Origin of the sequence: Rhizobium rhizogenes NBRC 13257 (genome assembly GCF_000696095.1) — a bacterium.
Classification (GTDB): Bacteria; Pseudomonadota; Alphaproteobacteria; order Rhizobiales; family Rhizobiaceae; genus Rhizobium; species Rhizobium rhizogenes.
In genome coordinates, this window is the sequence record NZ_BAYX01000009.1 from 170513 (window position 1) to 196957 (window position 26445).

29 protein-coding genes are annotated in these 26445 nt (G+C 60.8%); 13 read left to right on the forward strand and 16 right to left on the reverse strand.

Annotated features, from left to right (window positions below; genetic code table 11):
• Positions 1-265: 265 nt before the first annotated feature.
• From mctP to chrA, 7 genes are all read right to left on the reverse strand, one after another.
• Positions 266-1741: a monocarboxylate uptake permease MctP gene (gene mctP / locus RRH01S_RS21590; protein ID WP_012651013.1), complete on the reverse strand. Its 1476-nt coding sequence runs from the start codon at positions 1739-1741 to the stop codon at positions 266-268.
• A complete protein-coding gene (locus tag RRH01S_RS21595; RefSeq protein WP_007699805.1) occupies positions 1731-1928 on the reverse strand; it encodes a DUF3311 domain-containing protein in 198 nt (65 codons plus the stop codon). The genes mctP and RRH01S_RS21595 overlap by 11 nt, the downstream gene beginning before the upstream one ends.
• A gap of 273 nt (positions 1929-2201) precedes the next feature.
• Positions 2202-2843 (reverse strand): two-component system response regulator MctR, encoded by a 642-nt coding sequence (gene mctR / locus RRH01S_RS21600; protein WP_034520394.1) that lies wholly within the window; start codon positions 2841-2843, stop codon positions 2202-2204.
• Positions 2840-4216 (reverse strand): two-component system sensor histidine kinase MctS, encoded by a 1377-nt coding sequence (mctS, locus tag RRH01S_RS21605; protein ID WP_042474167.1) that lies wholly within the window; start codon positions 4214-4216, stop codon positions 2840-2842. Before mctS ends, mctR begins: the two co-directional genes overlap by 4 nt.
• Positions 4217-4427: 211 nt before the next feature.
• Positions 4428-5411: a bifunctional riboflavin kinase/FAD synthetase gene (locus RRH01S_RS21610; RefSeq protein ID WP_007699815.1), complete on the reverse strand. Its 984-nt coding sequence runs from the start codon at positions 5409-5411 to the stop codon at positions 4428-4430.
• 15 nt (positions 5412-5426) lie between these two features.
• A complete protein-coding gene (locus tag RRH01S_RS21615) occupies positions 5427-6275 on the reverse strand; it encodes a TIGR01459 family HAD-type hydrolase (protein ID WP_034520392.1) in 849 nt (282 codons plus the stop codon).
• Positions 6276-6379: 104 nt separating this feature from the next.
• On the reverse strand, positions 6380-7825 hold the full coding sequence (gene chrA / locus RRH01S_RS21620) for a chromate efflux transporter (protein ID WP_034520530.1): 1446 nt from the start codon (positions 7823-7825) through the stop codon (positions 6380-6382).
• A gap of 167 nt (positions 7826-7992) precedes the next feature.
• Between chrA and groES the strand changes: the two genes are divergently transcribed.
• From groES to RRH01S_RS21635, 3 genes are all read left to right on the forward strand, one after another.
• Positions 7993-8289 carry a co-chaperone GroES gene (gene groES / locus RRH01S_RS21625; protein WP_004109735.1) on the forward strand — a complete coding sequence of 99 codons (297 nt, stop codon included), beginning with the start codon at positions 7993-7995 and terminating at the stop codon, positions 8287-8289.
• A gap of 75 nt (positions 8290-8364) precedes the next feature.
• Positions 8365-10005, forward strand: a complete 1641-nt coding sequence (groL, locus tag RRH01S_RS21630; protein WP_034520390.1) for a chaperonin GroEL — start codon at positions 8365-8367, stop codon at positions 10003-10005.
• Between the two features lie 431 nt (positions 10006-10436).
• Positions 10437-10940 carry a hypothetical protein gene (locus tag RRH01S_RS21635; protein WP_007699833.1) on the forward strand — a complete coding sequence of 168 codons (504 nt, stop codon included), beginning with the start codon at positions 10437-10439 and terminating at the stop codon, positions 10938-10940.
• A gap of 65 nt (positions 10941-11005) precedes the next feature.
• Here the strand turns inward: RRH01S_RS21635 and RRH01S_RS21640 are convergent, their stop codons facing one another.
• Positions 11006-11713: a glutathione binding-like protein gene (locus tag RRH01S_RS21640; protein ID WP_034520387.1), complete on the reverse strand. Its 708-nt coding sequence runs from the start codon at positions 11711-11713 to the stop codon at positions 11006-11008.
• Between the two features lie 215 nt (positions 11714-11928).
• Here RRH01S_RS21640 and RRH01S_RS21645 point away from each other — a divergent pair, with 215 nt between their 5' ends.
• The 3 genes from RRH01S_RS21645 to RRH01S_RS21655 all read left to right on the forward strand — a co-directional run bounded on the left by RRH01S_RS21645 (position 11929) and on the right by RRH01S_RS21655 (position 13168).
• The gene (locus tag RRH01S_RS21645; protein ID WP_007699838.1) at positions 11929-12372 is read left to right on the forward strand and encodes a DoxX family protein; all 444 of its coding nucleotides are present in this window, start codon (positions 11929-11931) and stop codon (positions 12370-12372) included.
• Positions 12373-12516: 144 nt separating this feature from the next.
• Positions 12517-12792 (forward strand): AbrB/MazE/SpoVT family DNA-binding domain-containing protein, encoded by a 276-nt coding sequence (locus tag RRH01S_RS21650; protein WP_007699840.1) that lies wholly within the window; start codon positions 12517-12519, stop codon positions 12790-12792.
• Positions 12779-13168, forward strand: coding sequence for a type II toxin-antitoxin system VapC family toxin (locus tag RRH01S_RS21655; protein ID WP_012651008.1), 390 nt, complete (start codon positions 12779-12781; stop codon positions 13166-13168). The genes RRH01S_RS21650 and RRH01S_RS21655 overlap by 14 nt, the downstream gene beginning before the upstream one ends.
• A gap of 91 nt (positions 13169-13259) precedes the next feature.
• Here RRH01S_RS21655 and hisG read toward each other — a convergent pair whose 3' ends face one another.
• Genes hisG through hisS form a run of 3 tightly spaced genes read right to left on the reverse strand, consistent with a single transcriptional unit; the run spans position 13260 to position 16606 of the window.
• A complete protein-coding gene (gene hisG / locus RRH01S_RS21660) occupies positions 13260-13973 on the reverse strand; it encodes an ATP phosphoribosyltransferase (protein ID WP_012651007.1) in 714 nt (237 codons plus the stop codon).
• Positions 13973-15091 (reverse strand): ATP phosphoribosyltransferase regulatory subunit, encoded by a 1119-nt coding sequence (locus RRH01S_RS21665; protein WP_034520383.1) that lies wholly within the window; start codon positions 15089-15091, stop codon positions 13973-13975. Before RRH01S_RS21665 ends, hisG begins: the two co-directional genes overlap by 1 nt.
• On the reverse strand, positions 15092-16606 hold the full coding sequence (gene hisS, locus RRH01S_RS21670; protein WP_007699851.1) for a histidine--tRNA ligase: 1515 nt from the start codon (positions 16604-16606) through the stop codon (positions 15092-15094).
• 180 nt (positions 16607-16786) lie between these two features.
• Between hisS and RRH01S_RS21675 the strand changes: the two genes are divergently transcribed.
• Together RRH01S_RS21675 and copM are read left to right on the forward strand one after the other, a co-directional pair.
• A complete protein-coding gene (locus RRH01S_RS21675) occupies positions 16787-17143 on the forward strand; it encodes a hypothetical protein (protein WP_234711716.1) in 357 nt (118 codons plus the stop codon).
• Positions 17144-17223: 80 nt separating this feature from the next.
• Entirely contained in the window at positions 17224-17592 is a 369-nt protein-coding gene (gene copM / locus RRH01S_RS21680) for a CopM family metallochaperone (protein ID WP_012651004.1), read from the forward strand.
• 51 nt (positions 17593-17643) lie between these two features.
• Here the strand turns inward: copM and RRH01S_RS21685 are convergent, their stop codons facing one another.
• Positions 17644-18549 (reverse strand): LysR family transcriptional regulator, encoded by a 906-nt coding sequence (locus tag RRH01S_RS21685; protein WP_229202571.1) that lies wholly within the window; start codon positions 18547-18549, stop codon positions 17644-17646.
• Positions 18550-18612: 63 nt separating this feature from the next.
• Between RRH01S_RS21685 and RRH01S_RS21690 the strand changes: the two genes are divergently transcribed.
• Entirely contained in the window at positions 18613-18945 is a 333-nt protein-coding gene (locus tag RRH01S_RS21690) for a YciI family protein (protein ID WP_034520377.1), read from the forward strand.
• Here the strand turns inward: RRH01S_RS21690 and RRH01S_RS21695 are convergent.
• On the reverse strand, positions 18935-19837 hold the full coding sequence (locus RRH01S_RS21695) for a LysR family transcriptional regulator (RefSeq protein WP_007699876.1): 903 nt from the start codon (positions 19835-19837) through the stop codon (positions 18935-18937). The two genes, RRH01S_RS21690 and RRH01S_RS21695, sit on opposite strands and share 11 nt — an antisense overlap.
• 110 nt (positions 19838-19947) lie before the next feature.
• On the opposite strand from RRH01S_RS21695, the gene RRH01S_RS21700 reads away from it, so the two are divergent.
• Entirely contained in the window at positions 19948-20973 is a 1026-nt protein-coding gene (locus RRH01S_RS21700; protein WP_007699878.1) for a zinc-dependent alcohol dehydrogenase family protein, read from the forward strand.
• Positions 20974-21026: 53 nt separating this feature from the next.
• Here the strand turns inward: RRH01S_RS21700 and RRH01S_RS21705 are convergent, their stop codons facing one another.
• The gene (locus tag RRH01S_RS21705; protein WP_012651000.1) at positions 21027-22076 is read right to left on the reverse strand and encodes an aldo/keto reductase; all 1050 of its coding nucleotides are present in this window, start codon (positions 22074-22076) and stop codon (positions 21027-21029) included.
• Positions 22077-22375: 299 nt separating this feature from the next.
• Between RRH01S_RS21705 and RRH01S_RS21710 the strand changes: the two genes are divergently transcribed.
• Positions 22376-23080, forward strand: coding sequence for an HAD family hydrolase (locus RRH01S_RS21710; RefSeq protein ID WP_042474172.1), 705 nt, complete (start codon positions 22376-22378; stop codon positions 23078-23080).
• Between the two features lie 5 nt (positions 23081-23085).
• Here the strand turns inward: RRH01S_RS21710 and RRH01S_RS21715 are convergent, their stop codons facing one another.
• Complete coding sequence (locus RRH01S_RS21715) at positions 23086-23634, reverse strand: hypothetical protein (RefSeq protein WP_007699893.1); 549 nt, start codon at positions 23632-23634, stop codon at positions 23086-23088.
• Positions 23631-24260 carry a DNA-3-methyladenine glycosylase I gene (locus RRH01S_RS21720; RefSeq protein ID WP_007699907.1) on the reverse strand — a complete coding sequence of 210 codons (630 nt, stop codon included), beginning with the start codon at positions 24258-24260 and terminating at the stop codon, positions 23631-23633. The genes RRH01S_RS21715 and RRH01S_RS21720 overlap by 4 nt, the downstream gene beginning before the upstream one ends.
• 306 nt (positions 24261-24566) lie before the next feature.
• Between RRH01S_RS21720 and RRH01S_RS21725 the strand changes: the two genes are divergently transcribed.
• Positions 24567-25325 carry a L,D-transpeptidase gene (locus tag RRH01S_RS21725; protein ID WP_374188762.1) on the forward strand — a complete coding sequence of 253 codons (759 nt, stop codon included), beginning with the start codon at positions 24567-24569 and terminating at the stop codon, positions 25323-25325.
• A 203-nt stretch (positions 25326-25528) separates the two neighbouring features.
• The gene (locus tag RRH01S_RS21730; RefSeq protein WP_042474176.1) at positions 25529-26230 is read left to right on the forward strand and encodes a L,D-transpeptidase; all 702 of its coding nucleotides are present in this window, start codon (positions 25529-25531) and stop codon (positions 26228-26230) included.
• The last annotated feature ends 215 nt before the right edge of the window (positions 26231-26445 follow it).

The window sequence follows — 26445 nt, forward strand, 5'->3', positions numbered from 1 at the left end:
TCGCGCCAAGAAGGCGCAGCCATAGGGGGATTTTTTCGGCGGCGGTAGCGCCTCGGGAACGGGCGCCAAGAACCCGGACCTTCCGGCAGCTTAAAGCGCGCGGAAGGCCGGGCCAATAATTCGTATCGATAGGCTCAGCCGAAATTGGGTCATAATGGGCGGTTCATAAGCGCTTTTTGAGCGGAAAGGAAGAGGAATCCACCGCCACAAGGCACAGAAAAGCCGCGGGCGTTTCCGCCCGCGGCCGATTGAGGAGCCGGTCCGATCAGGCGCGTGCGGTCGCCCGCGCCGGCATGACCGCATTGAGGATCACCGACACGACGATATTGGCGGCCAGCGCCAGCAGTCCCGTGTAGACGGTGAAGCTCGTATCTCCGAGGGAGACCATGTGCAGCGGCTTCCAGCCGGCATCCCAGACGAGATAGGTGCCGCCGAAGAAGCCGACGACCCAGCCGGCAAGCAGAGCCGGCGCGCGGAACCACTTGGTATAGAGGCCGAAGACCAGCGCCGGTAGCGTCTGCAGGATCCAGATGCCGCCGAGCAATTGCAGATCGAGCGCGAACTGCGTCGGCAGAAAGATGATGACGAGAAGCGCGCCGACCTTGACGACGAGCGAGGTCATTTTGGCGACCTTTGCCTCGCCGGCATCGGAAACCTGCGGATTGATGTAAGCCTTCCAGAAGTTGCGGGTGAAGAGATTGGCGGCGCCAATGCTCATCACGGCTGCCGGCACCAATGCACCAATCGCGATGGCGGCGAAGGCGAAACCGGCAAACCAGCTGGAGAACAGCGACTGGAACAGCGCTGGCACGACATCGTTGGGGCTATCCAACTTCAGGTTCGCCGCGTGGCCCATATAGCCGAGCAGGGCCAGCAGGCCGAGCAGCAGCGTGTAGGCCGGCAGCATCACCGCGTTCTTGCGGATGGTGTTGCCGCTGTTGGAGGCGAAAATGCCGGTCAGCGTATGCGGATACATGAAGGCAGCAAGCGCCGAGCCGAGCGCCAGCGTCGCATAGGCGACATACTGGTTGCCGCCGAGCACCAGGCTGCCAGCCCCCTTGGCCTGGAAAGCGGCATCGGCGGAGGCGAAGACGTTGGCGTAGCCGCCGAGCTTGGCCGGGATGAGCGCAATGGCCGCGATCACCACGATGTAGATCATGATGTCCTTGACGAAGGCGATCAGCGCCGGGGCGCGAAGGCCGGCCGAATAGGTGTAAAGCGCCAGGATGATGAAGGCGACGGCGAGCGGGAATTCGCCATGAAGCCCCAGCGCCTTGAACACTGCCGTCATGCCGACGAGCTGCAGGGCGATATAGGGCATGGTGGCGATGACGCCGGTCGCGGCAACCGCCAGCTCGAGCGCCCGCGAACCATATTGGCCATGCACGACATCGCCCGCCGTGACGTAGCCATGATCCTTCGCCCGCCTCCAGAGAAGCGGCATCACCATGAACACGAAGGGATAGACGACGATCGTATAGGGCAGCGCGAAGAAGCCATAGGCACCGACCGTGTAAACCAGGGCCGGAACTGCAATGACGGTATAGGCGGTATAAAAATCGCCGCCGACGAGGAACCAGGTGATCCAGGTGCCGAAGCTGCGGCCGCCAAGGCCCCATTCGTCGATATGGGCAAGGGTCTTCGGCCTGCGCCAACGCGCGGCAACAAAGCCCATGACGGTTACCAGCACCATGAAGAAGATGAAGACGGCAAGTGCCGTCGGGTCGATATTAGTCATCATGGCGCATGCTCCGGTAGGCGATCCAGGTCAGGAAAGCGGTGATGGGCACCCAGGCAAGCTGGTACCAATAGAAGAAGGGGAAACCGAAGAGAACCGGATCATGACTGTTATAGAAGGGGACCCAGAGCAGGCCGATATAGGGAATGACGAGCAGCCAGCAGGCCGCCGTCCCAAAGCGTTTATCCATTTCCGATACCTCCCAAGCGGTGCGCAGGCGCCGCCTCGTTGCAGTTGTCAGAGTGGAAGGCGGTGCGTCGGGCCGTGATAGCAGTATGGAATACTGGCGCGCCGAAGCCAATGCGCTTCTGGCTATGCGGAAACGGACTGACGGATGTAAATTCCTCCCGGCGGCGGCCATCGGCCAGCCGCTGGTGAAGTCCTAGGGCGAGCCTGCCGCTTGGACAAGATAGTCTCACATGCGAAGTACCGAGGCCTACCCATTAGTGGGTAGAGACGACCACTAGACCACTCTCGTCGCGATCCCGTGGTCAAGGGCGTAGCGGATCAGCCCGGCTGTCGTTGCGATGCCGAGCTTCCTCTTCAAATTCTTGCGATGCGTTTCGGCCGTCGCAGGCGTGATCCCGAGCTCTTCGGCAATCTCGCGATTGCTCCTGCCTGTGACGATCAAACCCAGAATGTGATGCTCACGCGGCGTAAGAGGGCTGGCTTCCATTCCTGCCTCGTCCGCCATCAATATGTCGCGAACACCCGACGAAAAATAAGTTCCGCCACTCGCCACGGTCTCAATCGCGCAGACGACTTCGTCCGTCGACACGTCCTTGAGAATATATCCGACTGCACCGTGCATGATCGACGAGGAGATGTATTCGCGGCTATCGTGCATGGACAGCATCACGATCCGCGTATCCGGAAGCTCGCGACGAAACAGTTCGATGGCATCAATACCGCTGAGCTTCGGCATGTTGATATCCATCAAAGTCACTTGTGGGCGCCTCTGTCGCGCTATCTCCAAGCCGATTTGCGCAAGGCTTGCCGTACCAACCACCTCGATATGGTCAAAGGTCTCGAGCACAGCTTTCAGTCCATCGAGCACCACGGGGTGATTGTCGATCAGGAGAACGCTGATCCTGTCTCTTGTCATGCGGCATCCACCCTTGTGCCCGGCGCAGCATTGGCCGATTTTGGCAACATCGCCGTCAGTGTCGTGCCGTCAGCCGTGCTTTGAACGAGAAGGAGACCATGGAAATGCGCCATGCGTTCCTGCATGTTCCTCAGCCCAAGCCCTCCCTCGCCTTCTCCCGCAGCCTCAAAGCCCGTGCCATTGTCCGAAATCCTCAAGCGTGCACGCCCCCGCTCACTCCAAAGTTTGATCGCGAGAAGCGTCGCGCCGGAATGACGTTCGACATTGTTCAAAGCCTCCTGTGCGACACGGTAGAGTGCGGTGCTGGCTTCTGGCTTTAACATGCTGGAGAAGCCCGCGGATTCGATCTCCGTTGCAATCCCGGTCCGCTCGGCGAAATTGTCCGCGAGCGCGGTCAGTGCCGCTGTCAAGCCGAGATCATCGAGCACGCGGGGGCGAAGATCATGCGAAAGCCGCCTGATGTCCTTGATCGCGCTGTTGAGGGCATCCACCCCCTTCTCGATCGTCGTGGCAGCATCGTCAGCCTGGGCCCTGACCTTGCGGCTGGCGAGATCCATGACGTAGCGCACTCCGAGGAGATTCTGCGACACACCGTCGTGCAATTCGCGGGCAAGACGTGCGCGCTCCTCCTCCTGGGTATCGATCACCCTTTGCGTCAGCTCCTTGAGCCGGCTATCGGCCATCCGCCGCTCGCGGAATGTCAGCAGCATGCAGGTCGTGAAAACGACCAGAACGGCAGGAACGGCAATCAGCGTGACGACGATGAAGGTTCTTCTTATATTTGCCCGCATGCCGGCATTGGCCGCCGCAGTCTGAGTGAAAATATCGTCCAGATAGACGCCGGTTCCGACAACCCAGTGCCATTTATCAAGGCTGACCACAAATGACAGTTTATCGGCCATACGGCCGGTGGAAGGCTTCTCCCATTTGTATTGGTGCAGACCACCGCCCCCTTTGGCCGTCTTGATGAGTTCGGCGATGACCTTGTCACCGTCCGGATCGGTCAAATCAAGCCAATTGCGCCCGTTGCGAAAACCCTCGCGCGGGTGGACGACATTGTTTCCGTCATAGTCGTAGACGAAAAAATATCCGTCCGCACCGTAATCAAGTGACGTCAGGATCGCCGCAACCTTGTCCTTCGCCGCCTGGTCGTCCGGCTTTGCGTCCCGATAGATCACCTGGATGGCCGACACAGCGAGGTTTGTAAGGTTGACGATTTCCGCCTCTTTCGCCTTCAGCATGTTTTGTTCGAACGTCTCGATATTGCTCCTGGTGAGGTTGGCCGATTGCCAGGTAATGAAGGCGGTAATAGCCAGGATAGAAAAAACGAGAGGTACGAGCGCAAGCGCGATGATCTGGTGGCGCAGTGTCAACGATTGTTCCTCCCAAGAACCGGCCACGAACCATGACCCGTGTCGGACACGAATTCAACAGCCCGTCAGCGGCGTTGCATGCACGCCCGAAATCGAGCGTAGAGCCAAGCCGCACGGACAATGACAAAGGGCGGAAAACGATGACGGTTGGCTCAAGGCAAAAAACTGCGGCTTCGCGGTAAACTTTACCCACCCAACCCTTTGCGCAACGTCAGGAAAAGGCGATGGCCCGGTCGATGTCGCCGAGCGGACGGACGCCGGCGAGCAGTGCCCTCGCCTCTTCTTCGTCCTTCCTGATCTGCGCCACCAGCGGATCGAGGCCGTCGAACTTCAGTTCGGGGCGGAGATAGCCGAAGAAGGAAACGGAACAGATCTGGCCGTAGAGATCGCCGCTGAAGTCGAAGACGAAGGTTTCGAGCAGCGGCGCGCCATTGTCGGTCACGGTCGGACGCCGACCATAGCTGGCGACGGCATCGCGGATGATCCCATCGGCGGCGCGGAAGCGCACGGCGTAGATGCCGGGTTTCAGCTCCACTTCGGGCGGCAGCCGCATGTTTGCAGTCGGGAAGCCGAGCGTGCGGCCAAGCTGTTCGCCGCCGATCACTTCGGCCTCGACCGTATAGCGATAACCAAGCAGGCCGGCGGCCTCGGCCACCTCCCCTTCGGTGAGCAATGTCCGGATGCGGCTCGACGAGACCACGTCGGCATTTTCATCGCGGAAGGCGTCGATCAGCGTCACGCCGAAACCATGCTTGCTGCCGGCGTTCATCAGGAAGGCCGGGCCGCCCTGACGATCATGGCCGAAATGGAAATCGAAGCCGGTAACGACTTCGGACGCATGCAACCAGTCGATCAGGATCGAATGGACGAACTCATCAGCGGAACGCTGCGAAAAGGCCCGATCGAAAGGATATTCGATGACGGCGTTGAAACCCATTGCCTCAAGCAAGCGCGCCTTCAGCGGCGCGGGCGTCACGCGGAAAACCGGATGATCGGGCTTGAAGACGGTGCGCGGATGCGGCTCGAAGGTCAGCACCAGAGCCGGCACGCCGCGCTCCCGGGCGATCTCCAGCGCGCGATCGAGCACGGATTGATGGCCGCGATGCACGCCGTCGAAATTGCCGATGGCGATGACGCCGCCCTTCAGAGTGTCGGGCAGCGGCTCGCGGGTTTCGTTGCGATGGAAAACGGTCATCGGCTACCACTCTCCTCAGACAAGGCGCGGCATCCACCACTTCGGCGACGCCTGTTCGCGCGCCAGAAAGGCGCCAAGCGCTGCCTCGTCGGTGTGACCGTCGACGACATATTCGCGGGCATGAATGCCATGGCTGATATAAAGAAGATCGAGACCATAATCGAGCGCGCCGCGCACGTCGGTCGGCATGCCATCGCCGATAGCAACGACGCGCGACAGCGGGAACTCGCCACGCACTTCGCGGGCGGCTGCGATCGAAGCATCGTAGATCGGCTGATGCGGCTTGCCGGCAATCCGCGTCTCGCCGCCAAGGCGGTCGTAGTAAGCAGCCATGGCGCCGGCGCAAGGGATCATGCGGTGACCGCGCTCGACCACGAGATCAGGATTGGCGCAGATCAACGGCACCTTGCGCGCCGCCCAGGCTGTCAACATGTCGGTGTAGTCGTCGGGCGTCTCGGTCTCGTCATCGAAGAAGCCGGTGCAGACGATGCTCTCGGCCTCCTCAGCCTCCACGCGCACCACGTCCAGCCCCTCGAGAATGCCGGTGTCGCGCTCGGGACCGAGCAGGAAGACCTTCTTCGGTCCCTCAGCGATTAGCCGGCGGGTGACGTCGCCGGAGGTAACGATGCGGTCATAGGCGCTGTCGGGAATGCCGATCTGGCGCAACTGCTCGACCACTTTGGGTGCCACGCGGGGGGAATTGGTGATGAGGACGACCGTCAGGCCCTCATCGCGTGCGGCTTGCAAAGCAGCCGGCGCGTCCGGATAGGCGGAGACGCCATTGTGCAGCACACCCCAGACATCGCAGAGCGCGACATCATAATGTCCGCCGATCTCGCGAAAGCTTTCGATACGCTTGCCCATGCAGTCCTCGCACTCAAAGAAATCACGGGCTGACATCGCAAACCGGCCGGCAAATTACAAGAGCGCAGCACAGGTTTTTGCATTGCCCACGCGCCGCATGCGCTTCAGCCGGCAAGGTGGAGCAGACAGCCGGCCAAAGCGGAGACGCCGAGCACGGTCGCCACGCCCGCCTTCTGGCGGAAGACCAGCACGACGGCGAGTATAAAAAGCAGCAGCGCCGAGACGTCGATCGTCGCCCAAGCCGGCCAGGCGATGCCGGCGATGGGGACATTGACGTAGTCGCTACCCTGAACCCCGACACGACGGCTCCAAAGGACCAGCCGGCCGACATCGGCAAAGAGCACATGCAGGCCGAACCAGAGCGACAGATTGGCCATGACGCCGACGATCGCCGCCGTGATGGCGGCAAGGGCGGCCGACAGACCGGCGTGACCGCGCAACCGCTCGATATAGGGTGCTCCGGCAAAGATGAAGAGGAAGCTCGGCGCAAACGTCGCCCAGGCCGCGAGACTGGCGCCGAGGAAGCCCGCCGTCAGCGGGTCGAAACCGAAGGGATTGCGGAAACCGGCCATGAAGCCGACGAAACAGAGAACCAGCACCAGAGGCCCCGGCGTCGTCTCCGCCAGCGCCAGCCCGTCCAGCATCTCGCCCGGCTTCAGCCAGGCATAGTGCTGCACGGCCGTCTGCGCCACATAGGCCAGCACCGCATAGGCGCCGCCGAAGGTGACGACAGCCATGCGGGAGAAGAAGGAGAAGATCGCGCCGAAGACATTGGTTTCGCCGCTCAGCGTTTCAGCGATGATGTCCTTCGGACCGTCCCAGCCGTGGATCAGCAATAGCGGCGCCTGCCAGATCGCCAGCCAGCACAAAAGGGTGAGAAGGGTTTTCCGCACGCGGACACTTCGCAGAAGGCTTTTGCCGGTGCCCGTAAGCGAAAACCGAGGCAATCGCGGTCGCCATTGATCGTCGCGGTAGACGCGGTGGAGCACCCGGCCGTAGCCCGCAAGACCGGCCAGAAGCACCACCAGCGGGAACGGCAGGTCGAAGACGAACAGCAGCACGAAGCTGGTGATGGCGACGCCGACGTGAAACCGCGTCTTCAGCGCCCGGCTGCTCAGCCGCATCAGCGCCTGCAGCACGATTGCCAGCACGCCGGCCTTGATGCCGAAGAAGACGATCGCCAACAGGCTGGTGTCGTGAAACAGCGCATAGAAGGCCGACAGCGCCAGGATGACGGCAAAGCCCGGCAGGATGAACAGGAGCCCCGCAACCAAGCCACCGCGCCAACCATGCAGCAGCCAGCCAATATAGGTGGCAAGCTGCTGCGCCTCCGGTCCCGGCAGCAGCATGCAGTAGCTCAGCGCATGCAGGAAGCGCTCCTCATCGACCCAGCGCTTCTCGTCGACCAGAACGCGATGCATCAGCGCGATCTGCCCGGCGGGGCCGCCAAAGCTCAGAATACCGATGCGCGCCCAGACGCGTATAGCCTCAGAAAAGACCGGTTTAGGCGCTATGTCGCCCGTCGTCGAAACTCCGGCCGCGCCAGTCAACGCTCTCTGCCTTCGCTTTTTGCTGAAAAATTCGTCACGAGCGTCCTTGACTCGTTTGGAGCCCAACCCTAAATCTCCGTCGCTAGCACTCGCCGAGGCTGAGTGCTAACAAGCCCCATACGGATCCCCCGCTGATCCGTGAAGTCATTTGATCGAGGGATTAGACAATGGCAAGCACCAATTTCCGCCCCCTTCATGACCGTGTCGTCGTTCGTCGCGTCGAGTCTGAAGAAAAGACCAAGGGTGGCATCATCATTCCGGACACCGCCAAGGAAAAGCCGCAGGAAGGCGAAATCGTCGCCGTCGGCTCTGGCGCCCGCGATGAATCCGGCAAGGTCGTAGCACTCGACGTCAAGGTTGGCGATCGCGTTCTGTTCGGCAAGTGGTCCGGCACCGAAGTCAAGCTCAACGGCGAAGACCTTCTGATCATGAAGGAAGCCGACATCATGGGCATCATCGGCTAATCTAGCCGGTTCCCCTTTTCCGATACAGCTGACGGGCCATAAACCCGGACAACGCGAATTCAGGAGTTTCAAACAATGGCAGCTAAAGAAGTAAAATTCGGCCGCAGCGCCCGCGAAAAGATGCTTCGTGGCGTCGACATCCTCGCTGACGCAGTGAAGGTCACGCTCGGCCCGAAGGGTCGTAACGTCGTTATCGACAAGTCCTTCGGCGCTCCGCGCATCACCAAGGACGGCGTCACCGTCGCCAAGGAAATCGAACTCGAAGACAAGTTCGAAAACATGGGCGCCCAGATGGTCCGCGAAGTTGCTTCGAAGACCAACGACATCGCCGGCGACGGCACCACGACCGCAACCGTTCTCGCCCAGGCCATCGTTCGCGAAGGCGCCAAGGCAGTTGCAGCCGGCATGAACCCGATGGACCTGAAGCGCGGCATCGATCTCGCCGTTGCTGAAGTCGTCAAGGATCTCCAGGCCAAGGCCAAGAAGATCAACACTTCGGAAGAAGTCGCACAGGTCGGCACCATCTCCGCAAACGGCGAAAAGCAGATCGGTCTCGATATTGCTGAAGCCATGCAGAAGGTCGGTAACGAAGGCGTCATCACGGTTGAAGAAGCCAAGACCGCCGAAACCGAACTCGAAGTCGTCGAAGGCATGCAGTTCGACCGCGGCTACCTCAGCCCCTACTTCGTGACCAACCCGGAAAAGATGATCGCCGACCTCGAAGACGCGTTCATCCTGCTCCACGAGAAGAAGCTCTCGAACCTGCAGGCCATGCTTCCGGTTCTGGAAGCCGTCGTTCAGACCGGCAAGCCGCTCCTCATCATCGCTGAAGACGTCGAAGGCGAAGCTCTTGCTACGCTCGTCGTCAACAAGCTGCGCGGTGGTCTGAAGATCGCTGCTGTCAAGGCTCCTGGCTTCGGCGACCGCCGCAAGGCCATGCTGGAAGACATCGCCATCCTGACGGGCGGCACTGTCATCTCCGAAGACCTCGGCATCAAGCTCGAGTCGGTTACCCTCGACATGCTCGGCCGTTCCAAGAAGGTTTCGATCTCCAAGGAAAACACCACGATCGTCGACGGTGCTGGCCAGAAGTCCGACATCGAAGGCCGCGTTGCTCAGATCAAGGCTCAGATCGAAGAAACCACCTCTGACTACGACCGCGAAAAGCTGCAGGAACGTCTTGCCAAGCTCGCTGGCGGCGTTGCCGTTATCCGCGTTGGCGGCTCGACGGAAATCGAAGTCAAGGAAAAGAAGGACCGCATCGACGACGCTCTGAACGCGACGCGTGCTGCTGTTCAGGAAGGCATCGTACCGGGCGGCGGCACGGCTCTGCTGCGCTCCTCCGTCAAGATCACCGTCAAGGGTGAAAACGACGACCAGGAAGCCGGCGTCAACATCGTTCGTCGCGCTCTGCAGGCTCCTTGCCGCCAGATCGCTGAAAACGCTGGTGATGAAGCCTCCATCGTTGTCGGCAAGATCCTCGACAAGAACGAAGACAACTGGGGCTACAACGCTCAGACGGGCGTCTACGGCGACATGATCGCCATGGGCATCGTCGACCCGGTCAAGGTCGTTCGCACGGCTCTGCAGGACGCAGCTTCGGTTGCTTCGCTGCTGATCACCACCGAAGCCATGATTGCCGAGCTGCCGAAGAAGGACGCTCCTGGCGGCATGCCAGGCGGCATGGGCGGCATGGGTGGAATGGACATGATGTAATAAGGCCTTAGCCTTATTACGACTGTTCAATCCGGCATCCGGAATTGACGAAGGGCGGCTCTCGGGCCGCCCTTTTTATTTGCGCCAAATCGGTTACGATACTTGCAACATAAGATTTCATACCTGTGGGAATTTACAGAGTTTGCCCCATTGCTGTTTTCGGAAAAGCTCCTATAAATCGCAGCGCAGCGATTTGAGTGGGGGTTGCTGATAAAAGTATGATTTCTACTTGATTTCAGCGCATGATGCGCAATTTGGTATGATCATAACCTTTTTGATAGATAATACGCGTAGATTTATTACTTAAGTTAACTTGGTGAACTAAGTTGGCGGTCCGAAAGTACGCCCACAGCGGATGTATTTGGCGCGGAGGTGGCTTCGCCAGCCAGTAGCTGTGGCAATATGCGGAGCACCGCTCCGCCCAATAGTGCATGGAATTTCGATTGAAGCGCGCGCAGGGGAACCCGCGCCTCAAGTTGGGGAACATCTTGTTCAAGATCGCCAAAGCCAGCCTTGCCGCACCTTTTGCTCCGGGATCCCTGGAGTTCGACGGTCACGATCCCGATCTTCTGGCGCAGTTCTGCGTCACCGAAGGCTGGACCGGCGATCTGGCGAGCGGCATCATCAAGCTCGGCCAGTGGAGCACCATGCTGCATGGGCTGACCTCATCGGAATGCGGGCTGTTGAGCCTGATGCATTGCTACGACGCCAATGACCGCGCCCGTATCCTCGACCTGTTCGAGCAGGCGGCGACCACCTCCTCCAGCTTCTGCTATTCCACCATGGTGCTTGGCAGCTCCGGGCATCGCCAACCGATCTTCTGCGTCGGCGAGTCGATCGGTACGGAAGGGAAACACGCCGGCAGCATGGTGGGCGTCTTCCTGTTCCCGCGCTTCAAGCTGGAACCGGGCAGCCAGCTGGCGGCTCGGCAGTAGAGGCCTGGACGCAAAAGGCCGATCCTTTCGGACCGGCCTTCGATCTCACGCGGACAAGTTCAACATCAATCCCGCTTCGGAATATTCAGCCCGCGCTGGCTCGCCGGGCGGGCAGTCGAGCGCTCGACCCAGTCCATGACCGAAGGGAAGCTTGCGAGTTCGAGGACATCACGGCCGCCGTAGAAGACGTCGACGCCGCGAACCCAGGGGAAGGTGGTGATGTCGGCGATGGTGTATTCGTCGCCCATGATCCACTGACGACCCTTCAGGCGGTCTTCCAGGACGCTGAGCAGACGTTTGGCCTCATCGCGGTAGCGTTCCACCGGATAGGAATTGTTGGCGACCTTGTCGGCGGCGAATTTGAAGAAGTGGCCGAATTGGCCGAACATCGGACCTATGCCGCCCATCTGGAAGAACACCCATTGCAGCACCTCGTAGCGCCCGGCCGCGTCCTTCGGCATGAGCTTGCCGGTCTTTTCGGCGAGATAGACGAGGATGGCGCCGGATTCGAACAGGCCGATCGGCTTGCCGCCGGGACCGTTGGGATCAATGATCGCCGGAATGCGGCCGTTCGGGTTCAGCGAAATGAACTCCGGCGATTTCTGGTCGTTGGTGCCGAAGGAAATCAGATGCGGCTCGTAGGGGAGTTCAAGTTCCTCGAGCGCGATCGAAACCTTGACGCCGTTCGGCGTCGGCAGAGAGTAGAGCTGGATGATGTCAGGATTGCTGGCGGGCCAGCGCTTTGTGATCGGAAATGAGGAGAGATCGGCCATAAGGGGTTTCCTTCCGAAAATTATGATTTGGCAGTGAATTCGCGCCACCATAACCGATAGCGCGTGGATGGGAAGAGTGATCGAAGAGTGTCACTGTTCAACAATAGTGAACTAATCGTGCGCAGTTGTTTATCTTTCCAACCACAGCGAAATCGCGAATAGATGGTTCCAGAAATCGTCACTCACAGTGCCGACCACCCTTACCGGAGACCGTCATGTCCAACACCAATAATGTCATCATCCTCGTGGCGCGCATCCTGCTCGCCTTCATGTTCATCTTCGCCGGCTTCGGCAAGCTGACCGATCCGGCCGGCACCGCCGGCATGATCGCTGGCGCCGGCATGCCCGCCGCCACGCTTCTCACCTATCTCGCCGGCGCCTTCGAATTCATCACCGGCGTCTGCGTTCTCCTCGGCTTCCAGATCCGCATCGTCGGCTGGCTGCTTGCCGCCTTCTGCATCTTCACCGGCATCGTCTTCCACCTGCCGACCGTCAACGTTCCGGATTTCCCGGCCGCCGCCAATGGCTGGATCAACGGACTGAACTTCGTCAACTTCCTGAAGAACGTCACGCTCGCCGGCGCCTACATCATGCTCGCCACCAACGGCCCGGGCGTCTATTCGCTCGACGCACGCCGCGGCACCTACGCTACCGCCTGATCGCCAGATACCTCCCAGACCAAAAGAGCCCGCCGTTTCAACGGCGGGCTTTTTCGTGGCTGTATCGATGAAACGAGGTTCGGCCTTGAAGCGTGATACGATCGAGACTATCTTACTTTTGTCTTACACCAAGGATTCAGGTCGATGGCGCACGCCGAACAGATCATCACGACCGTCTCGACCAAGGGACAAGTCATCTTGCCGAAAGCCATACGCCAACGGCACGAATGGGATGCCGGTACGCGGCTGATCGTCGAAGAAACTGCGGACGGCGTGCTGTTGAAGCTGGCACCCGCCTTCGCCGCGACTCGGCCGGATGAGGTATTTGGACTGCTGCCCTTCAAGGGCGAGCCGAAATCCCTCGAAGACATGGAGGCCGGCGTGCTGGCCGAAGCCCAACGCCGCCATGATCGCTATTGATACCAATCTGATCGTTCGCTACCTGACCGGCGATCATCCCGAACAATCCCCGCGTGCCCGGGGGATCGTTGACGGCCAGGCCATCTTCGTTGCCGCTACCGTCGTGCTCGAAGTTGAATGGGTACTGCGCAGCACATACGGCTATCGCCCGACCGACGTCGCTCGCGCACTGAGAGCCTTCGGCGGCCTTCCCACCGTGACGGTGGAGGACGCCGCCCTTGTCGCGGCAGCGCTCGAACTGGCCGAAAAAGGGATGGATTTCGCCGACGCGCTGCATCTCGGCCGATCAGCACATTGCGAGGGCTTCGTTACCTTCGACCGGAAATTGGTGAAGGTGGCCAAAGCGGCCGGCTATGAGAGCGTCAGGGAGGCGTGACGAATGCCAGGATGGCTCGCTATACGTCAGCCAGCGAGCTTATCGAAGCATAGGAAGCGCAATCGGAAGCAGACAAGCAAGGTGCTATTCGTCAGGTATCGCTGCTCTTCGGTCCCGCATTTTGCACCGCAGCGATAATCCGCTGAACCATGGGATCGCCCTCGTGGCTCTCCTTGCGCGCACGCACAAGGCAGGCCTCGGAGCGCAGGATGATGCCGTCGGAGAGGATCTTCAGATGGTTCGCCTTCAGCGTCGAGCCGGTAGAGGTGATATCGACGATGATATCGGCCGAGCCGGAAGCCGGCGCACCTTCGGTTGCCCCCAGGCTCTCGACGATGCGATAGAGTTGGATGCCATGCTGGCTGGAGAAGAACTGCTGCGTCAGCCGCCAGTATTTGGTGGCAACCGTCAGCCTGCGGCCATGGCGGGTGCGGAAATCGGCGGCGACATCGCCAAGATCGGCCATGGTATCGACATCGAGCCAGATATCCGGCACGGCGACCACGACATCGGCGTGGCCGAACCCGAGGCGAGCGCAGAATTCGACGCGACGGTCGGCATCCGCGAGGCCTTCGCGCACCAGATCCTCGCCGGTGACGCCGAAATCGACGCTGCCACTGCCGATCTCGCGCGAGATTTCCGAGGCAGACAGGAAGGCTACCTCGACATCATCCCAGCCTTCGATGCGGCCACGATAGGAGCGGTCATTGCCGACGGCGACGATGGGCATGCCGGCGCGTTCGAAGATCGCGGAGCAATCATCCTTCATCCGGCCCTTGGAGGGAAGCGCAATGGTGATGGTCATCAGGCCGCCCTCGCGGTTTCGATCCGGTCGAGCCAGAGCGCGAAGCCGACGGCCGGAATATGGTCTTTTGCGCCGAGCAGTGTCAGCAGCCGATCAAAACGACCGCCGCCGACGAGTACCGCCGCCGATCCCTCCATCGTCACCTCGAAAACGAGACCGGTATAATAGTCGAGCGGACGGCCGAAGGCGGCGCGATAGTCGATAGAGCCGGCGTCGACGCCGGCATTGGCAAGGGCAGCGACGCGGGCGTCGAAACGCTCAAGCGCAGTCCCGAGCTTCAGCCCGGCGGCATCGGCAAATCCGGCCAGCGCCGAGGAGGCGTCGGCGAGCGGTACGCTCAGCGACAGGAACTCTTCCAGGACGCGGAAGGCCTCGTCGTCGAGACGGGTTTCCGACAGGACCAGCTTTTCGCGCAGACGGCGGGCGATTTCCAGCGGCGAGCGGCTGGCATTGGTGGAATAGCCGGTTGCCTGCATGGTGCTGTCGATGTGCATGACCAGCCCCTGCTCGTCGCCGCGCGTCAGGAAATCGAGCGCATGCGGATCAAGCCCGGTGACCGGCTGCGGGCTTGCAAGCCGCGCCAGCAGGGTTTCGAGCTGCATCATATTACCGAAAGCATGGATCAGCCGCTTCTGCCAGCCGGACGGCAGGCCAAGCGCCTGCACAACGGCTTCGAAGACAGCCTGATCGCCCAACGTCACCGACAGCGCCTTGCCGGGCACCAGCCGGTTGAGAATGGCAATAGCATCCCCGACAGCACGGGCATCGGCGCTGGCGATATCGCGATCGCCGAGATCCTCGATGCCTGCCTGATAGAACTCCTGACCGCCTTCGCGGCGCTGACGAAAGATCTCGCCGAGATAGGAATAGCGCTTCGGCGTGCCGGTGGCGGTCTCGATATGCTGCAGGCATACGGGAATGGTGAATTCCGGACGCAGGCAGAGGCTGGCGCCGGTCTCGCTCTCGGTCAGGAAGATGCGGCGGCGCAGGTCCTCGCCCGCCATGTCGAGAAACGGCTCGGCCGGCTGGATGATCGGCGTGTCGACCCGATCCGTCCTGCGGGCGGCAAATTCGGCAATGAGATCATCGGCGAAATCGGGAAGATCGATCAGGGGCATTTATTCCGCCCTCTTGCGATCTTCCGCCTGCGCCGCCAAAATCGCCTGCACCTTGGCGACCAGATCGGCCTCAGGCACAGTCTCCTGCGCAACGCGGGCTTCGCGCCAGCTGGCATTGTCCTCGATCTCGCCGGAGAGACGCTTGCCTTCGATCAGGTCCTTGAGCTGCACGACGCCCTCGGCACGCTCGTCGCCACCCTGGATAATGGCAATCGGGCAGCCGCGGCGGTCGGCATATTTCAGCTGGTTGCCGAACTTCTTCCAGTTGCCCTGGAACATCTCGGCGCGAATGCCGGCGGCGCGCAGCTGCTGCGTGAAGCGCTGGTAGCGGCCCATGGCCTCGACATCGCCATCCATGACGGTGACGAGGACAGGCGCGATGACCTCGTCCTGACCGAGCTTGCCGAGGTTTTTCAGTGCCGTCATCAGGCGCGACACGCCGATAGCGAAGCCAGTTGCCGGAACCGGCTGGCCCATGAAGCGCGACACCAGCCCATCATAACGCCCACCGCCGGCGACGGAGCCGAAGACGACCTTCTCGCCCTTTTCATTGGTGACGTCGAAGGTGAGTTCGGCCTCATAGACGGGGCCGGTATAATATTCGAGGCCGCGCACGACGGAGGGATCGATCTTGATGCGGTCGGACTGATAGCCGGCGCTGGTGACGAGACTGCCGATGAAGTTCAACTCCTCGACGCCTTCGCCGCCTTTGGACGTGCCGGCGACCAGTTCCGCGAGTTGGGCGGCACTTTCGGCATAATCCTTGATGCCGACGAAGAAGAGCACCTTGTCGATTTGCTCGGCATTGAGCCCGGCACCCTTGGTGAAATCGCCGGACTCATCCTTACGGCCGGGACCGAGCAGCAGCGCGACTCCTTCCGGGCCGAACTTGTCGAGCTTGTCGATGGCGCGCAGCACGTTCAGGCGCTGACCGGCCTTGTCGTCGCCTCCGAGGCCGATCGCTTCGAGAACGCCGTCGAGGACCTTGCGGTTATTGACGCGGATGAGATAGTCGCCACGCTTGATACCCAGAGCCTCCAGCGTGTCGGCCATCATCATGCACATTTCGGCATCGGCCTGTACGCCGGGCGCGCCGATCGTATCGGCGTCGAACTGCATGAACTGGCGGAAACGGCCCGGACCCGGCTTCTCGTTGCGGAAGACGTAGCCGGCGCGATAGGTGCGATAGGGAAGCTGGATCTCGTTGAAATTCTCAGCGACATGACGGGCAAGCGGCGCCGTCAGGTCGTAACGAAGCGACATCCACTGCTCGTCATCATCCTGCAGCGAGAACACGCCCTCGTTCGGACGGTCGCTGTCGGGCAGGAATTTGCCAAGCGCATCGGTATATTCAAGCAGCGGTGTTTCCATCGGATCGAAGCCATAATGCTCGTAAACTGCCCGGATCTTAGCAGTCATCTCGTTGACGGCGCGAATATCGCTCGCCGAACGATCGACAAAGCCACGCGGCAGGCGGGCCTTGAGCTTTTGCGGTTTCTTCTGTTTGTCGCTCATCTGTAGGGTAATCCGGTACGGGAACAGTGGCGGTTAACTAGCGGATACAGCGGGATGCGGCAAGGATTGTTGTATGTTGCCGCTCGTCAAAAATTTGACGAGCAATAATACCAACGACCCGTTGGCATATGTCTTAGTTCATCCTATCTTCGTCTCATGCGCCTCTTTGCCATTCTGACAATGCTGATTGCCTGGCTGATCTACGGCGCCATGCCGGCGTTGGCGGCCTGTCCGATTTGCGATTCCGAGATGACGATGTCGGTAACCGCCAGCATGAGCATGGATGACACTATGGCCGGCATGCATGGCATGGCCGATCATAGCCCGATGACCAAGCAAGCGGACAAGAAGCCGGACAATCCCTGCGCCGGCGGCATGGCGCATGTGCCATCCTGTGCGGCCTGTCTTGCCGTTGCGCCTTCACTGACGCTGGATGACGGCCGTGTGTTGGCATTCTCCTACCCGGCACCCACGCATGGCCAACGGCTTGCCGATTCCCGTCCCGCGCCGACGGCACCGCCTCCCCGCTTCGCCTGATACGCATCTGACTTCATCCCACTTGCGAAGCGACCCTTCGCCAGAAATTCAGATACCGTTCCGAAACGGAAGGAATTCACATGTCTATTTCCAAATCCATCATCCTCGCCGGCGTTCTTGCGCTCGCGTTCTCGCTCCCCACCCTCGCCGAAGACATGAAAAGCATGGATATGAGCAAGCCGATGGGCGACCAGGGCGCATCCAGCAAAGCGTTCAACGATGCCATGGGCAAAATGCACAGCAACATGATGCTCACCTATAGCGGCGATGCTGACACGGATTTCGTCCGTGGCATGATCCCGCATCATCAGGGCGCCATCGACATGGCCAAGATCGAGCTCAAATATGGCAAGGATCCGGAACTGCGCAAACTGGCGGAAAACGTCATCAAGGCGCAGGAAGCCGAAATCAAGGGCATGAACGCCTGGCTGAAGAAGCACGGCAAATAAGCCGGATTGCAACAGATCGAGGGGCGGCATTTCCGTCGCCTCTCGTCGCGCCTAGATTTCTTCGGGTTTCGAGCGGTGAAACACCCGATCCAACCACCCGGCAACCGCCCTGATCCTGATAGCGTTGCGAAGCTCGGCATGCGTCAGCAGCCATACTTCCCGCACGGGCAAGCTCCTATCATCGGTGTCGACGCGATAAAGCCCCTCGACACGTTCGGCCAGAATTTTGGGCAACAGCGCCCGGCCCAATCCGGCGACGGCGGCCTGAAGCAGGGCTTCCGCATCATTCACGGCGAGAGCGGCGGCACCCGATTTTTCTGCCTGTTCGGCGATCCAGCGGGCATGCGGCAAATGCGTCATCCCCTCCTCATAAACCAGCCAGGGAAGTCTTTCCGCATCGTCCTGTTTCCCGGCCGCGACGTAGATTGCGTAGTCAAGGCTCGCGATCCGCCGCGCCACGACTTTGCTGTTGGTGATATCGGAGGGACGGGCAAGACGGATCGCCATATCCGCCTCACGGCGGGTCAGATTGAAATTGCGGGCATCGCCGATGAGTTCGAGCTGCAACCCGGAATGCTGTGACAGAAGCTCGGCCGTAGCCGGGATCAACAGGCGGCTAATGAAGGAAGGCGGCGCCGTCAGGCGTACCTTGCCGAGCGCTGTGATATCCGCCGCCTCCAGCGCCCCTGAAAGCGCCATGACCTCCGCCTCGACCGCCTCAGCCCGCGCCACGACAATGTCGCCCGCCGGCGTCGGTGTCATTACGCCACCCGCGTCGCGCTGAAAGAGCGCCGCACCGAACTTTTCCTCCAATATCCGCAAGCGGCGGCCGACCGTCGTTGCGTCCGTCTTGATCTCCCGGCTCGCCGCCGCAAAGGAGCCGCCCCGCGCCAGAGCGAGAACATAACGCAGATCGTTCCAGTCGATATCGTGCACTTTTGCAGCTTTCTTCAGCAAATTTACTGCATGTAATTGCATTATTGCAGTCATAGGCTCCGAAGGTCCAGCAAGGAGACTACGATGACATTATTCGCTGTTTTGTTTGAAGACGACCGGCAACAGGCCGCCGAGATACGGCAGAAATATCTGGAACGTCATTTCGACTTCCTGCAGGCGAATGCGGCCCTTATCAAGACGGCAGGGCCACTCAGCCGGCAGGGCGATGCATTTGCTGGCGGCCTGTGGCTGGTCGAGGCGGATGATGCAGCAGAGGTCGACCGGCTGGTGAAAGAGGATCCGTTCTGGTCAGCCGGGCTCCGGAAATCGGTGCAGATCCTGGTCTGGAACCGGGTCTTTGCGGACGGCACCCGTTTGCCTCGGCAACAGATGCCACCGCCTTCCGTCACTCCATAACCTGCGGCAGCCGCGCCGCGAGCAGATCGATGACCGCGCGGGTCTTGAGCGGCAGATGCGGCGTCTGCGGCCAGACAGCATAGGCATGGAAGGTCAGGCCGGACAGATCCGTCAGCACGGGAGCAAGATTGCCGGCCAGCACCTGGCCTCGTATCAGCCAGCAGGGTAGCAACGCGGCTCCCATTCCAGCGGCGGCGGCATCGGCCATCACTTCGAGATCGTCGAACCGCAACCGTGTCTTCGGCATATATTCGATGTCGACGCCATCGGCCCGCGGGAAGGTCCAGATCTTCACCTCGCCTGCGCGGGCATAGGCGATGAGATCATGATCCTCGAGGTCGGCGATCGCCTGCGGTGTCCCCCGCTTTGCGAGATAGGCGGGCGAGGCACAGACCACCATGCGATGCCGCGCCACCCTGCGCGTCACCAGCCCGGCGCTATCCCGCAGCGGACCGTTGCGGATGGCGAGATCGAAGCCCTCGTCGAGAAGATCGACAACACGGTCGCTGAAGGAAAGATCGAGTTCGAGGTTCGGATGAGCGCGGGCAAGCTCCATCAGCAACGGCGCGATACAGCGGCGGCCGAAAAGCACGGGCATAGAGATGCGCAAGCGTCCGGCCACCTCGCGTTTGCCGGATTCCAGCATCGCCTCGCCCGACTGTATCTCGTCCAGCGCCCTGCGGCAGCGCTCGTAGAAGGCCTGCCCCTCATCCGTCAGGCTTTGCGTGCGGGTGGTGCGGTGAAAGAGCCTGACGCTCAGGCGTCTCTCAAGCTTGGCGATGGTCTTGCCGATCGCCGAGCGCGACAGGTTCATGCGGGCCGCTGCCGCTGAGAAGCCGCCGGCCTCCACCGCCTCCACAAATTCCGGAATGCCGTTGAGCATGTCATTCATCGCTATTGTTTCCCAGAAGGAACCAGTCAGTGGAAATCATATCGCCACTGGCGACCATTTCGCAACGATATAGTGACCTCCGTGCTTTCAATTTCTCGCAGGAGATCATTATGACGAAGACCATGCGACGCTGGACACTGGACACCTTCGGCGTCAATGCCCCTTTCAGCCTCACCGAGACCGACGTGCCCTCGCCTGCCCGCGGCGAAGTTCTTGTGCGGACCAAAGCGGTTTCGCTGAACTATCGCGACAAGCTGATGCGGGAAAGCGGGATGGGACTGCCCGTCCAGTTTCCCTTCGTACCCGCATCCGACATGGCGGGCATCGTCGAAGCGGTCGGCGAAGGGGTAACGCGGTTTGCACCCGGCGACCGGGTCATCTCTACCTTTCACCCCGGCTGGATCGACGACAAGCCACCCGGCAATGCACGCAATCCGCCCTATCAGTCGCTTGGCGGCTTTTACCCCGGCGTGCTTGCCGAATATGTCGCCTTTCCCGAGGACTGGTTCGTCGCCGCGCCGACAAGTATCGACGATAGCGAGGCGAGCACCTTGCCCTGCGCCGGCCTGACGGCCTGGTTCGCACTGGTAGAACGCGGCAAGATCAAGCCCGGCGATACCGTACTCGTCCAGGGAACCGGCGGGGTGTCGATGTTCGGGTTGCAGATCGCGGCGGCACAAGGTGCCGATGTCTTCGTGACGTCATCCGGCCCCGAAAAGCTGGCACGGGCAAAGGCCCTTGGCGCCCGCCATGGCATCGATCGCAACGCTGAGGATTGGGTGGAGGCGGTCTATCGCCTCACCAATGATCGCGGCATCGACCACATCTTTGAAATTGCCGGCGGGCCGCATCTCGGCCAATCGCTGAAAGCAGTGGCTGTGCATGGCCGGATCTCGGTTATCGGCGTGCTCGAAGGATTTGACCTATCGGGGCCGGCTGGACCGGTATTACTGAAGTCTCCGGTCATTCAGGGCATCTCCGTCGGCCATCGCCGTGCACTGGAGGATTTCGTCCGCGCTGTCGACCGGATCGGCCTGAAGCCCGTCATCGATCATCGCTACACCTTCTCCGAGGTTCCCGCCGCCTTCGACCATCTCGATCACGGTGCCTTCGGCAAGATCGTCATCGAACTCTGACGATAAACGCCGCCGCCTCCATTACGAGAGGCGGCGGCGCTTTCATTCCCAGTTTAAGCCTTCGGTTCGAAAGGCTGCGGAATGCGCGCAGCACCCTGGCGGGCGAGCATCCAGCCGGGATATTCCGGAGCAAGCGCGCTGACCTCGTCCAGCTTGGCGATATCCTCGGCATCGAGCTTCAGCTTGACGGCGGCGAGGTTCTGCTCGAGCTGATCGAGGCGCTTGGCGCCGATGATAATGCTGGTGACAAAGGGTTTTGCCAAAATCCAGGCGAGTGCCACGGTGGCGACGCTGGCGCCATGCTTCTCGGCCACGTCCCGCATGGCGGCGACGCAGGCCCAGGCGCGATCCTTGTCGACCGGCGGGAAGTCGAAGCTGGTGCGACGGCCCTCGCCATTGCCCGGCGCGCCGGGGCCGAACTTACCGGAGAGCAGACCGCCGGCAAGCGGCGACCACACCATCAGACCAAGCTTCTCCTCCGCCATCAGCGGCACGACCTCGCGCTCGAGATCACGACCGGCGATGGAGTAGTAGGCCTGCACCGTCTCGAAGCGAGCAAAGCCCCGGCGTTCGGAAATGCCGAGCGCCTTGGCGATACGCCAGGCCTGCCAGTTGGACACGCCGACATAACGCACCAGTCCGCGCGAGACGAGATCGTCCAGCGTGCGCAGGGTCTCATCGATCGGCGTGACCGTATCCGTGGCATGGATCTGGTAAAGGTCGATATGGTCGGTCTGCAGCCGCTCGAGGCTGGCCTGGATCGAATCCATGATATGGCCGCGCGAGGCGCCGCGATCATTGGGCTTGTCGCCCATGACGCCATAGACCTTGGTGGCGATGATGACGTCCTTGCGCGGCACGCCGACATTCTTCAGCGCCTGGCCGAGCAGCTTTTCCGAATTTCCGAAGGAATAGACGTCGGCGGTGTCGATGAAGTTGACACCGGCGGCGAGCGAGTTTTCAACGATTTTGTCGGCCAGTGCCTGGTCGACATCGGCGATGGCGCCCCAGGTGCTGCCTGGATTGGCCTCGCCGAAGGTCATGGTGCCGAGGCAGAGTTCGGAGACGAACATGCCGGTATTACCGAGCTGATTATAACGCATCTGAGAAAATTCCCTTGTGGTCCGCCGGAAGGCGGCTTCCGGCCGGTGAATCCTGATCTCTTGGCAATTGGCCTCGGCACGACAGCCACTCATCCGTGCTGTCTTGGGGAGGTCCGGAGACGATCGTCGAGGGGCGGTCCTACCGCTACCTTGATGATATCGACATAATGCACCGGAATCTGATTTCAACGCGAGACCCGGTGCCAATCACAATACGGTTACCTCAGCTTTGCTCTTGCCTCCCCATCATCGCGCGATAGAATCCCGCCTTCATCCAATCCGCAAGGACGGACAGGCCCATGCCGCAACGCCCGCTGACCACCATCGGCTTCGATGCCGACGACACGCTCTGGCAGAACGAGCAATTCTACCGGCTCACCGAACGGCAGTTCGCCGAATTGCTCGCCGACCATGCTGAAAGCGAGAACATTTCCCAAAAACTGCTGGAAGCCGAAAAGCGCAATCTGAACCACTATGGCTTCGGCATCAAAGGCTTCACGCTTTCGATGATCGAGACGGCGATCGAGATCACCAGGGGCGAGGTGCCGGCAACGGTGATCGCGCAAATCCTCGACATCGGCCGCGATTTGCTCACCCACCCGGTCGAAACGCTTCCCGATGTCCGTGGGACACTTGAAACTCTCTCAGGCAACTATCTGCTGGTGTTGATCACCAAGGGCGATCTCTTCGACCAGGAGCGCAAGCTTGCGCAATCCGGCCTCGGCGATCTCTTCGATGCCGTCGAAATCGTCTCCGACAAGAACGCCTCCACCTATCGCCGCATCTTCTCGAAAGTCGGCGATGGCCCGGAACGGGCGATGATGGTCGGCAACTCGCTCAAATCCGACATCGTGCCGGCGCTTGCCGCCGGCAGCTATGGCGTCTTCATTCCGCACGAGCTCACCTGGTTCTTCGAACATGTCGAAGAACCGACGCAGGCCCCGCGATTCCACAAGATCGGATATCTTGGGGAACTGCACGGCATCATCGAGGGACTATCCTGAGACCTTCATTGTACCGGTTTCGCCCGTGGCGGGAACAATGACGGACCTTGGTCGGCGGGCTTGTCCTGCTGCTGCGTGGCCGGCGGATTGGGATCGATCAGGATCTCATAGGGTGCGCCGAGGCCGCGGCGGCGGGTAACACGGGAATAATAAGGCTTGATCAGCCATGTCGTGTCTTCATTGACGGTGACGTCGGCGGTCATGCCGTCCTCGTCGGTGCCGAAGAAGGATTCATCATCGTTCGAGGAAAGATCGAAGATCGCCATGAAGGCATATTTGCTTTTCGAGCTGAAGGTGACGCGGACGTGCTGGCCCTTCTTCAGCGGCAGCGTATAGACCTTGCCCTTGCCGAATTTCGTCCAGCCGGTCAGCTTCTCCAGCACGGCGGGAAAGCCAAGCTTTTCCACGGTCTCGCCACGGTCGAGTTGCGGAAACTGGAGCTGCGGCTCCTCACCCCTCGGGCTGTCGTTGCTCTGGGTCGCCTGCGCATGGGCGACCTGACCGACCGGCAGAGCGAAGGCAAGCAGGGAAAAAGCAAGAACCAGACGTCTCATGGCCGCACCAATGCGCTGCGCATCGCCTCCACCTCTTTCCGGCAATAGCAGCCTTCGATGTGATCGTTGACGAGGCCCATGGCCTGCATGAAAGCGTAGACCGTGGTCGGGCCGACGAAGGTCCAGCCGCGCTTTTTCAAATCCTTCGAGATCCGCACGGAGACTGGCGTCGTCGGATTGGCGGCGATGGTCGCATAGTCGACCAAGACGGGGCGCTCCTCGGCCGTCGGCTCGAAACCCCAGAAATAGCGGGCGAGCGAGCCGAATTCGGCGCGCAGCTCGATGGCGCGGCGGGCATTGTTGATGGTGGAGACGATCTTTCCACGATGGCGGATGATGCCGGCATCGACGAGGCAGCGCTCGATATCGGCATCGCCGAACGTCGCCACCTTGTCGAAATCGAAACCGGCGAAGGCGGCGCGGAAATTCTCGCGCTTGCGCAGGATCGTCAGCCAGGAGAGGCCGGACTGGAAACCCTCCAGGCAGATCTTTTCGAACAGCCTGATATCGTCGATGACAGGGCGGCCCCATTCCTGGTCATGATAGAGCAGATATTCCGGCAGATTGCCGTGCCAATGGCAGCGGTCCTTACCGTCCTCACCGGTGATGATGCCCGTTCCGGCCATATTCGTGCTTCGTCCCCTATTTCAGAGCGTGATCGCGAAAACAGCTAAACAGCTATCGGATAAGATCAGGCCAATCAAATGCTTAAGATCGAGAGGACAATTTGAAGGCAAATCATCTCGATTCACGGTTTACCATTTGCAAACCGTCTTTCCAAACCAAGTCGTAACCCTGACAAAAGGTTTATCGGTTTCGCGGCATTTTAATGAACAGCCATTTACCATTCGCTGGCGCGCAAATGTCACCATATTCGGGACCGGGCGCAATTACGCCCATCCTCGGCCCATTTGTAGAGAGTTTGTCCGATGATGAGACAACGCATTTTATTTGCCGCGGGCGCATTGAGCCTGCTTTCATCCAGCGCCTTCGCCGATGATCGCTACCAGTCCCGCCCGCCCGTGATCGTCAGCCCTGACCTCACCGCCCCCTGGGTGATGCAGCTCGGCGGCGGCAATGTGCAGCCGGCCGTCTATCCCGTTCGCCCGGCGGCGCGGCAGGCGGCCAATCCGCAGGCGCAGCGCGCAATCCAGCCGCGCGGCCTGTTCGCACGCCCCGCCGTGCAGCAGGTCGCAGTCGTCAGGCCGCAATATCCGGCAATCCGTGGCCAGCTCGATCCGCAATTCCTGCCGCAGGTGGTCGATTACCAGACCAAGGAAAAGCCGGGCACCATCGTCATCGACACCAACAATCGCTTCCTCTATCTGGTGATGGACGGCGGTCAGGCACGACGCTATGGCGTCGGCGTCGGCAAGCCCGGTTTCGAATGGGCTGGCGCCCATACCGTCACCCGTAAGCAGGAATGGCCGGACTGGACACCGCCGCGCGAAATGGTGGTGCGCGAAGCCGCCAAGGGTCACTATCTGCCGGCGCGCATGGATGGCGGCGAAGCCAATCCGCTCGGCGCCCGCGCCATGTATCTCGGCTCCACCCTCTACCGCATCCACGGCACCAATGCTCCCTGGAGCATCGGCAGCGCCGTGTCCTCCGGCTGCATCCGCCTGCGCAATGAAGATGTCATCGACCTCTACAACCGCGTGAAGGTCGGGACGCGGGTCATCGTCATGTGACGGGCAACAAGATTGCTGCGCACGGCACTGGTCGGGCGCGGCAATGCTATTGCCGGATTGCTATAACCCGATAGTAATAAGCTGGCCCTCGTCAGAATAGACAGCCGCTCCAGCGGCTCGGTCTTTATCATACGCAATTTGATCTTGATCCTCTCCCGCGTTTCGCTAGTTTCTTGGCTGGTAAACGGAGAGGGGAATCACGGATGAAATCAATACTACCGGTCGTGGCGGCGGCGGGCATCGCCGTGTCGTGTCTCACGGCGGCGTCTGATGCCGCGGCCTTCACAGCCTCTGCGCCTCATGTCGCGCAGGCGCTGCCCAGCAATGTGATCCGCGTATCGACCACACCGCAGGGACAGGTCAAGCCGCAGTTTCAGCGGCGGGTCGTGCGGTTGGTAACCAATGAGGCGCCGGGGACGGTCATCGTCGATACGAACAACAAATTTCTCTATCTCGTCGAGGGCAGCAATCGGGCGCGGCGCTACGGCATCGGCGTCGGTCGCGACGGCTTTGGATGGTCAGGGGTCGTCAAGGTCGGCCGCAAGGCGGAATGGCCTGGCTGGACGCCACCGCCGGAAATGATCGCTCGCGAGGCCAAGAAGGGTCATAAGCTGCCCGCCTATCAGGAAGGCGGCGAGGACAATCCGCTCGGCGCCCGCGCCATGTATCTCTATCGCAACGGCAACGACACGGCGTTTCGCATTCACGGCACCAACCAGCCCTGGAGCATCGGGCTCAACATGTCGTCCGGCTGCATCCGCATGATGAACAAGGACGTCACCGATCTTTACGAGCGCGTGCCCATCGGCACCAAGGTCATCGTCGTCGGCCCCGGCAACAAGCAGGGCGAAGTCAGCTACGAGGATCGCGGCGTCGACATTCTGCGGACGATGTTCGGCGGGTAGTTAAGCGACGGAGTGGCCGCATACCAGTGCGGCCACTCCACTGTTGCGCAGGTGTAACATTCCCAAACTTATCGCCTCAGAGGGCGGCGAAATGGTCGTTCCCTTTCAGTCTGATGTCAGTTTTCGCGCCTAAGCCGAGGCAAGCCACAGCGCGCCGCAATAGAACTGTCACAGAAGCACGCTTAGATGGCGGCATTCGCATCCGGGGGCTTCAT

Bases quoted from the DNA above. Each gene is read 5' to 3' on its own strand.
- mctP (WP_012651013.1), bottom strand. From the start codon at position 1,741: ATGATGACTAATATCGACCCGACGGCACTTGCCGTCTTCATCTTCTTC.
- RRH01S_RS21595 (WP_007699805.1), bottom strand. From the start codon at position 1,928: ATGGATAAACGCTTTGGGACGGCGGCCTGCTGGCTGCTCGTCATTCCC.
- mctR (WP_034520394.1), bottom strand. From the start codon at position 2,843: ATGACAAGAGACAGGATCAGCGTTCTCCTGATCGACAATCACCCCGTG.
- RRH01S_RS21610 (WP_007699815.1), bottom strand. From the start codon at position 5,411: ATGACCGTTTTCCATCGCAACGAAACCCGCGAGCCGCTGCCCGACACT.
- RRH01S_RS21615 (WP_034520392.1), bottom strand. From the start codon at position 6,275: ATGGGCAAGCGTATCGAAAGCTTTCGCGAGATCGGCGGACATTATGAT.
- groES (WP_004109735.1), top strand. From the start codon at position 7,993: ATGGCAAGCACCAATTTCCGCCCCCTTCATGACCGTGTCGTCGTTCGT.
- groL (WP_034520390.1), top strand. From the start codon at position 8,365: ATGGCAGCTAAAGAAGTAAAATTCGGCCGCAGCGCCCGCGAAAAGATG.
- RRH01S_RS21635 (WP_007699833.1), top strand. From the start codon at position 10,437: ATGGAATTTCGATTGAAGCGCGCGCAGGGGAACCCGCGCCTCAAGTTG.
- RRH01S_RS21640 (WP_034520387.1), bottom strand. From the start codon at position 11,713: ATGGCCGATCTCTCCTCATTTCCGATCACAAAGCGCTGGCCCGCCAGC.
- RRH01S_RS21645 (WP_007699838.1), top strand. From the start codon at position 11,929: ATGTCCAACACCAATAATGTCATCATCCTCGTGGCGCGCATCCTGCTC.
- RRH01S_RS21650 (WP_007699840.1), top strand. From the start codon at position 12,517: ATGGCGCACGCCGAACAGATCATCACGACCGTCTCGACCAAGGGACAA.
- RRH01S_RS21655 (WP_012651008.1), top strand. From the start codon at position 12,779: ATGATCGCTATTGATACCAATCTGATCGTTCGCTACCTGACCGGCGAT.
- hisG (WP_012651007.1), bottom strand. From the start codon at position 13,973: ATGACCATCACCATTGCGCTTCCCTCCAAGGGCCGGATGAAGGATGAT.
- RRH01S_RS21665 (WP_034520383.1), bottom strand. From the start codon at position 15,091: ATGCCCCTGATCGATCTTCCCGATTTCGCCGATGATCTCATTGCCGAA.
- hisS (WP_007699851.1), bottom strand. From the start codon at position 16,606: ATGAGCGACAAACAGAAGAAACCGCAAAAGCTCAAGGCCCGCCTGCCG.
- RRH01S_RS21675 (WP_234711716.1), top strand. From the start codon at position 16,787: ATGCTGATTGCCTGGCTGATCTACGGCGCCATGCCGGCGTTGGCGGCC.
- copM (WP_012651004.1), top strand. From the start codon at position 17,224: ATGTCTATTTCCAAATCCATCATCCTCGCCGGCGTTCTTGCGCTCGCG.
- RRH01S_RS21690 (WP_034520377.1), top strand. From the start codon at position 18,613: ATGACATTATTCGCTGTTTTGTTTGAAGACGACCGGCAACAGGCCGCC.
- RRH01S_RS21695 (WP_007699876.1), bottom strand. From the start codon at position 19,837: ATGAATGACATGCTCAACGGCATTCCGGAATTTGTGGAGGCGGTGGAG.
- RRH01S_RS21700 (WP_007699878.1), top strand. From the start codon at position 19,948: ATGACGAAGACCATGCGACGCTGGACACTGGACACCTTCGGCGTCAAT.
- RRH01S_RS21705 (WP_012651000.1), bottom strand. From the start codon at position 22,076: ATGCGTTATAATCAGCTCGGTAATACCGGCATGTTCGTCTCCGAACTC.
- RRH01S_RS21710 (WP_042474172.1), top strand. From the start codon at position 22,376: ATGCCGCAACGCCCGCTGACCACCATCGGCTTCGATGCCGACGACACG.
- RRH01S_RS21715 (WP_007699893.1), bottom strand. From the start codon at position 23,634: ATGAGACGTCTGGTTCTTGCTTTTTCCCTGCTTGCCTTCGCTCTGCCG.
- RRH01S_RS21720 (WP_007699907.1), bottom strand. From the start codon at position 24,260: ATGGCCGGAACGGGCATCATCACCGGTGAGGACGGTAAGGACCGCTGC.
- RRH01S_RS21725 (WP_374188762.1), top strand. From the start codon at position 24,567: ATGAGACAACGCATTTTATTTGCCGCGGGCGCATTGAGCCTGCTTTCA.
- RRH01S_RS21730 (WP_042474176.1), top strand. From the start codon at position 25,529: ATGAAATCAATACTACCGGTCGTGGCGGCGGCGGGCATCGCCGTGTCG.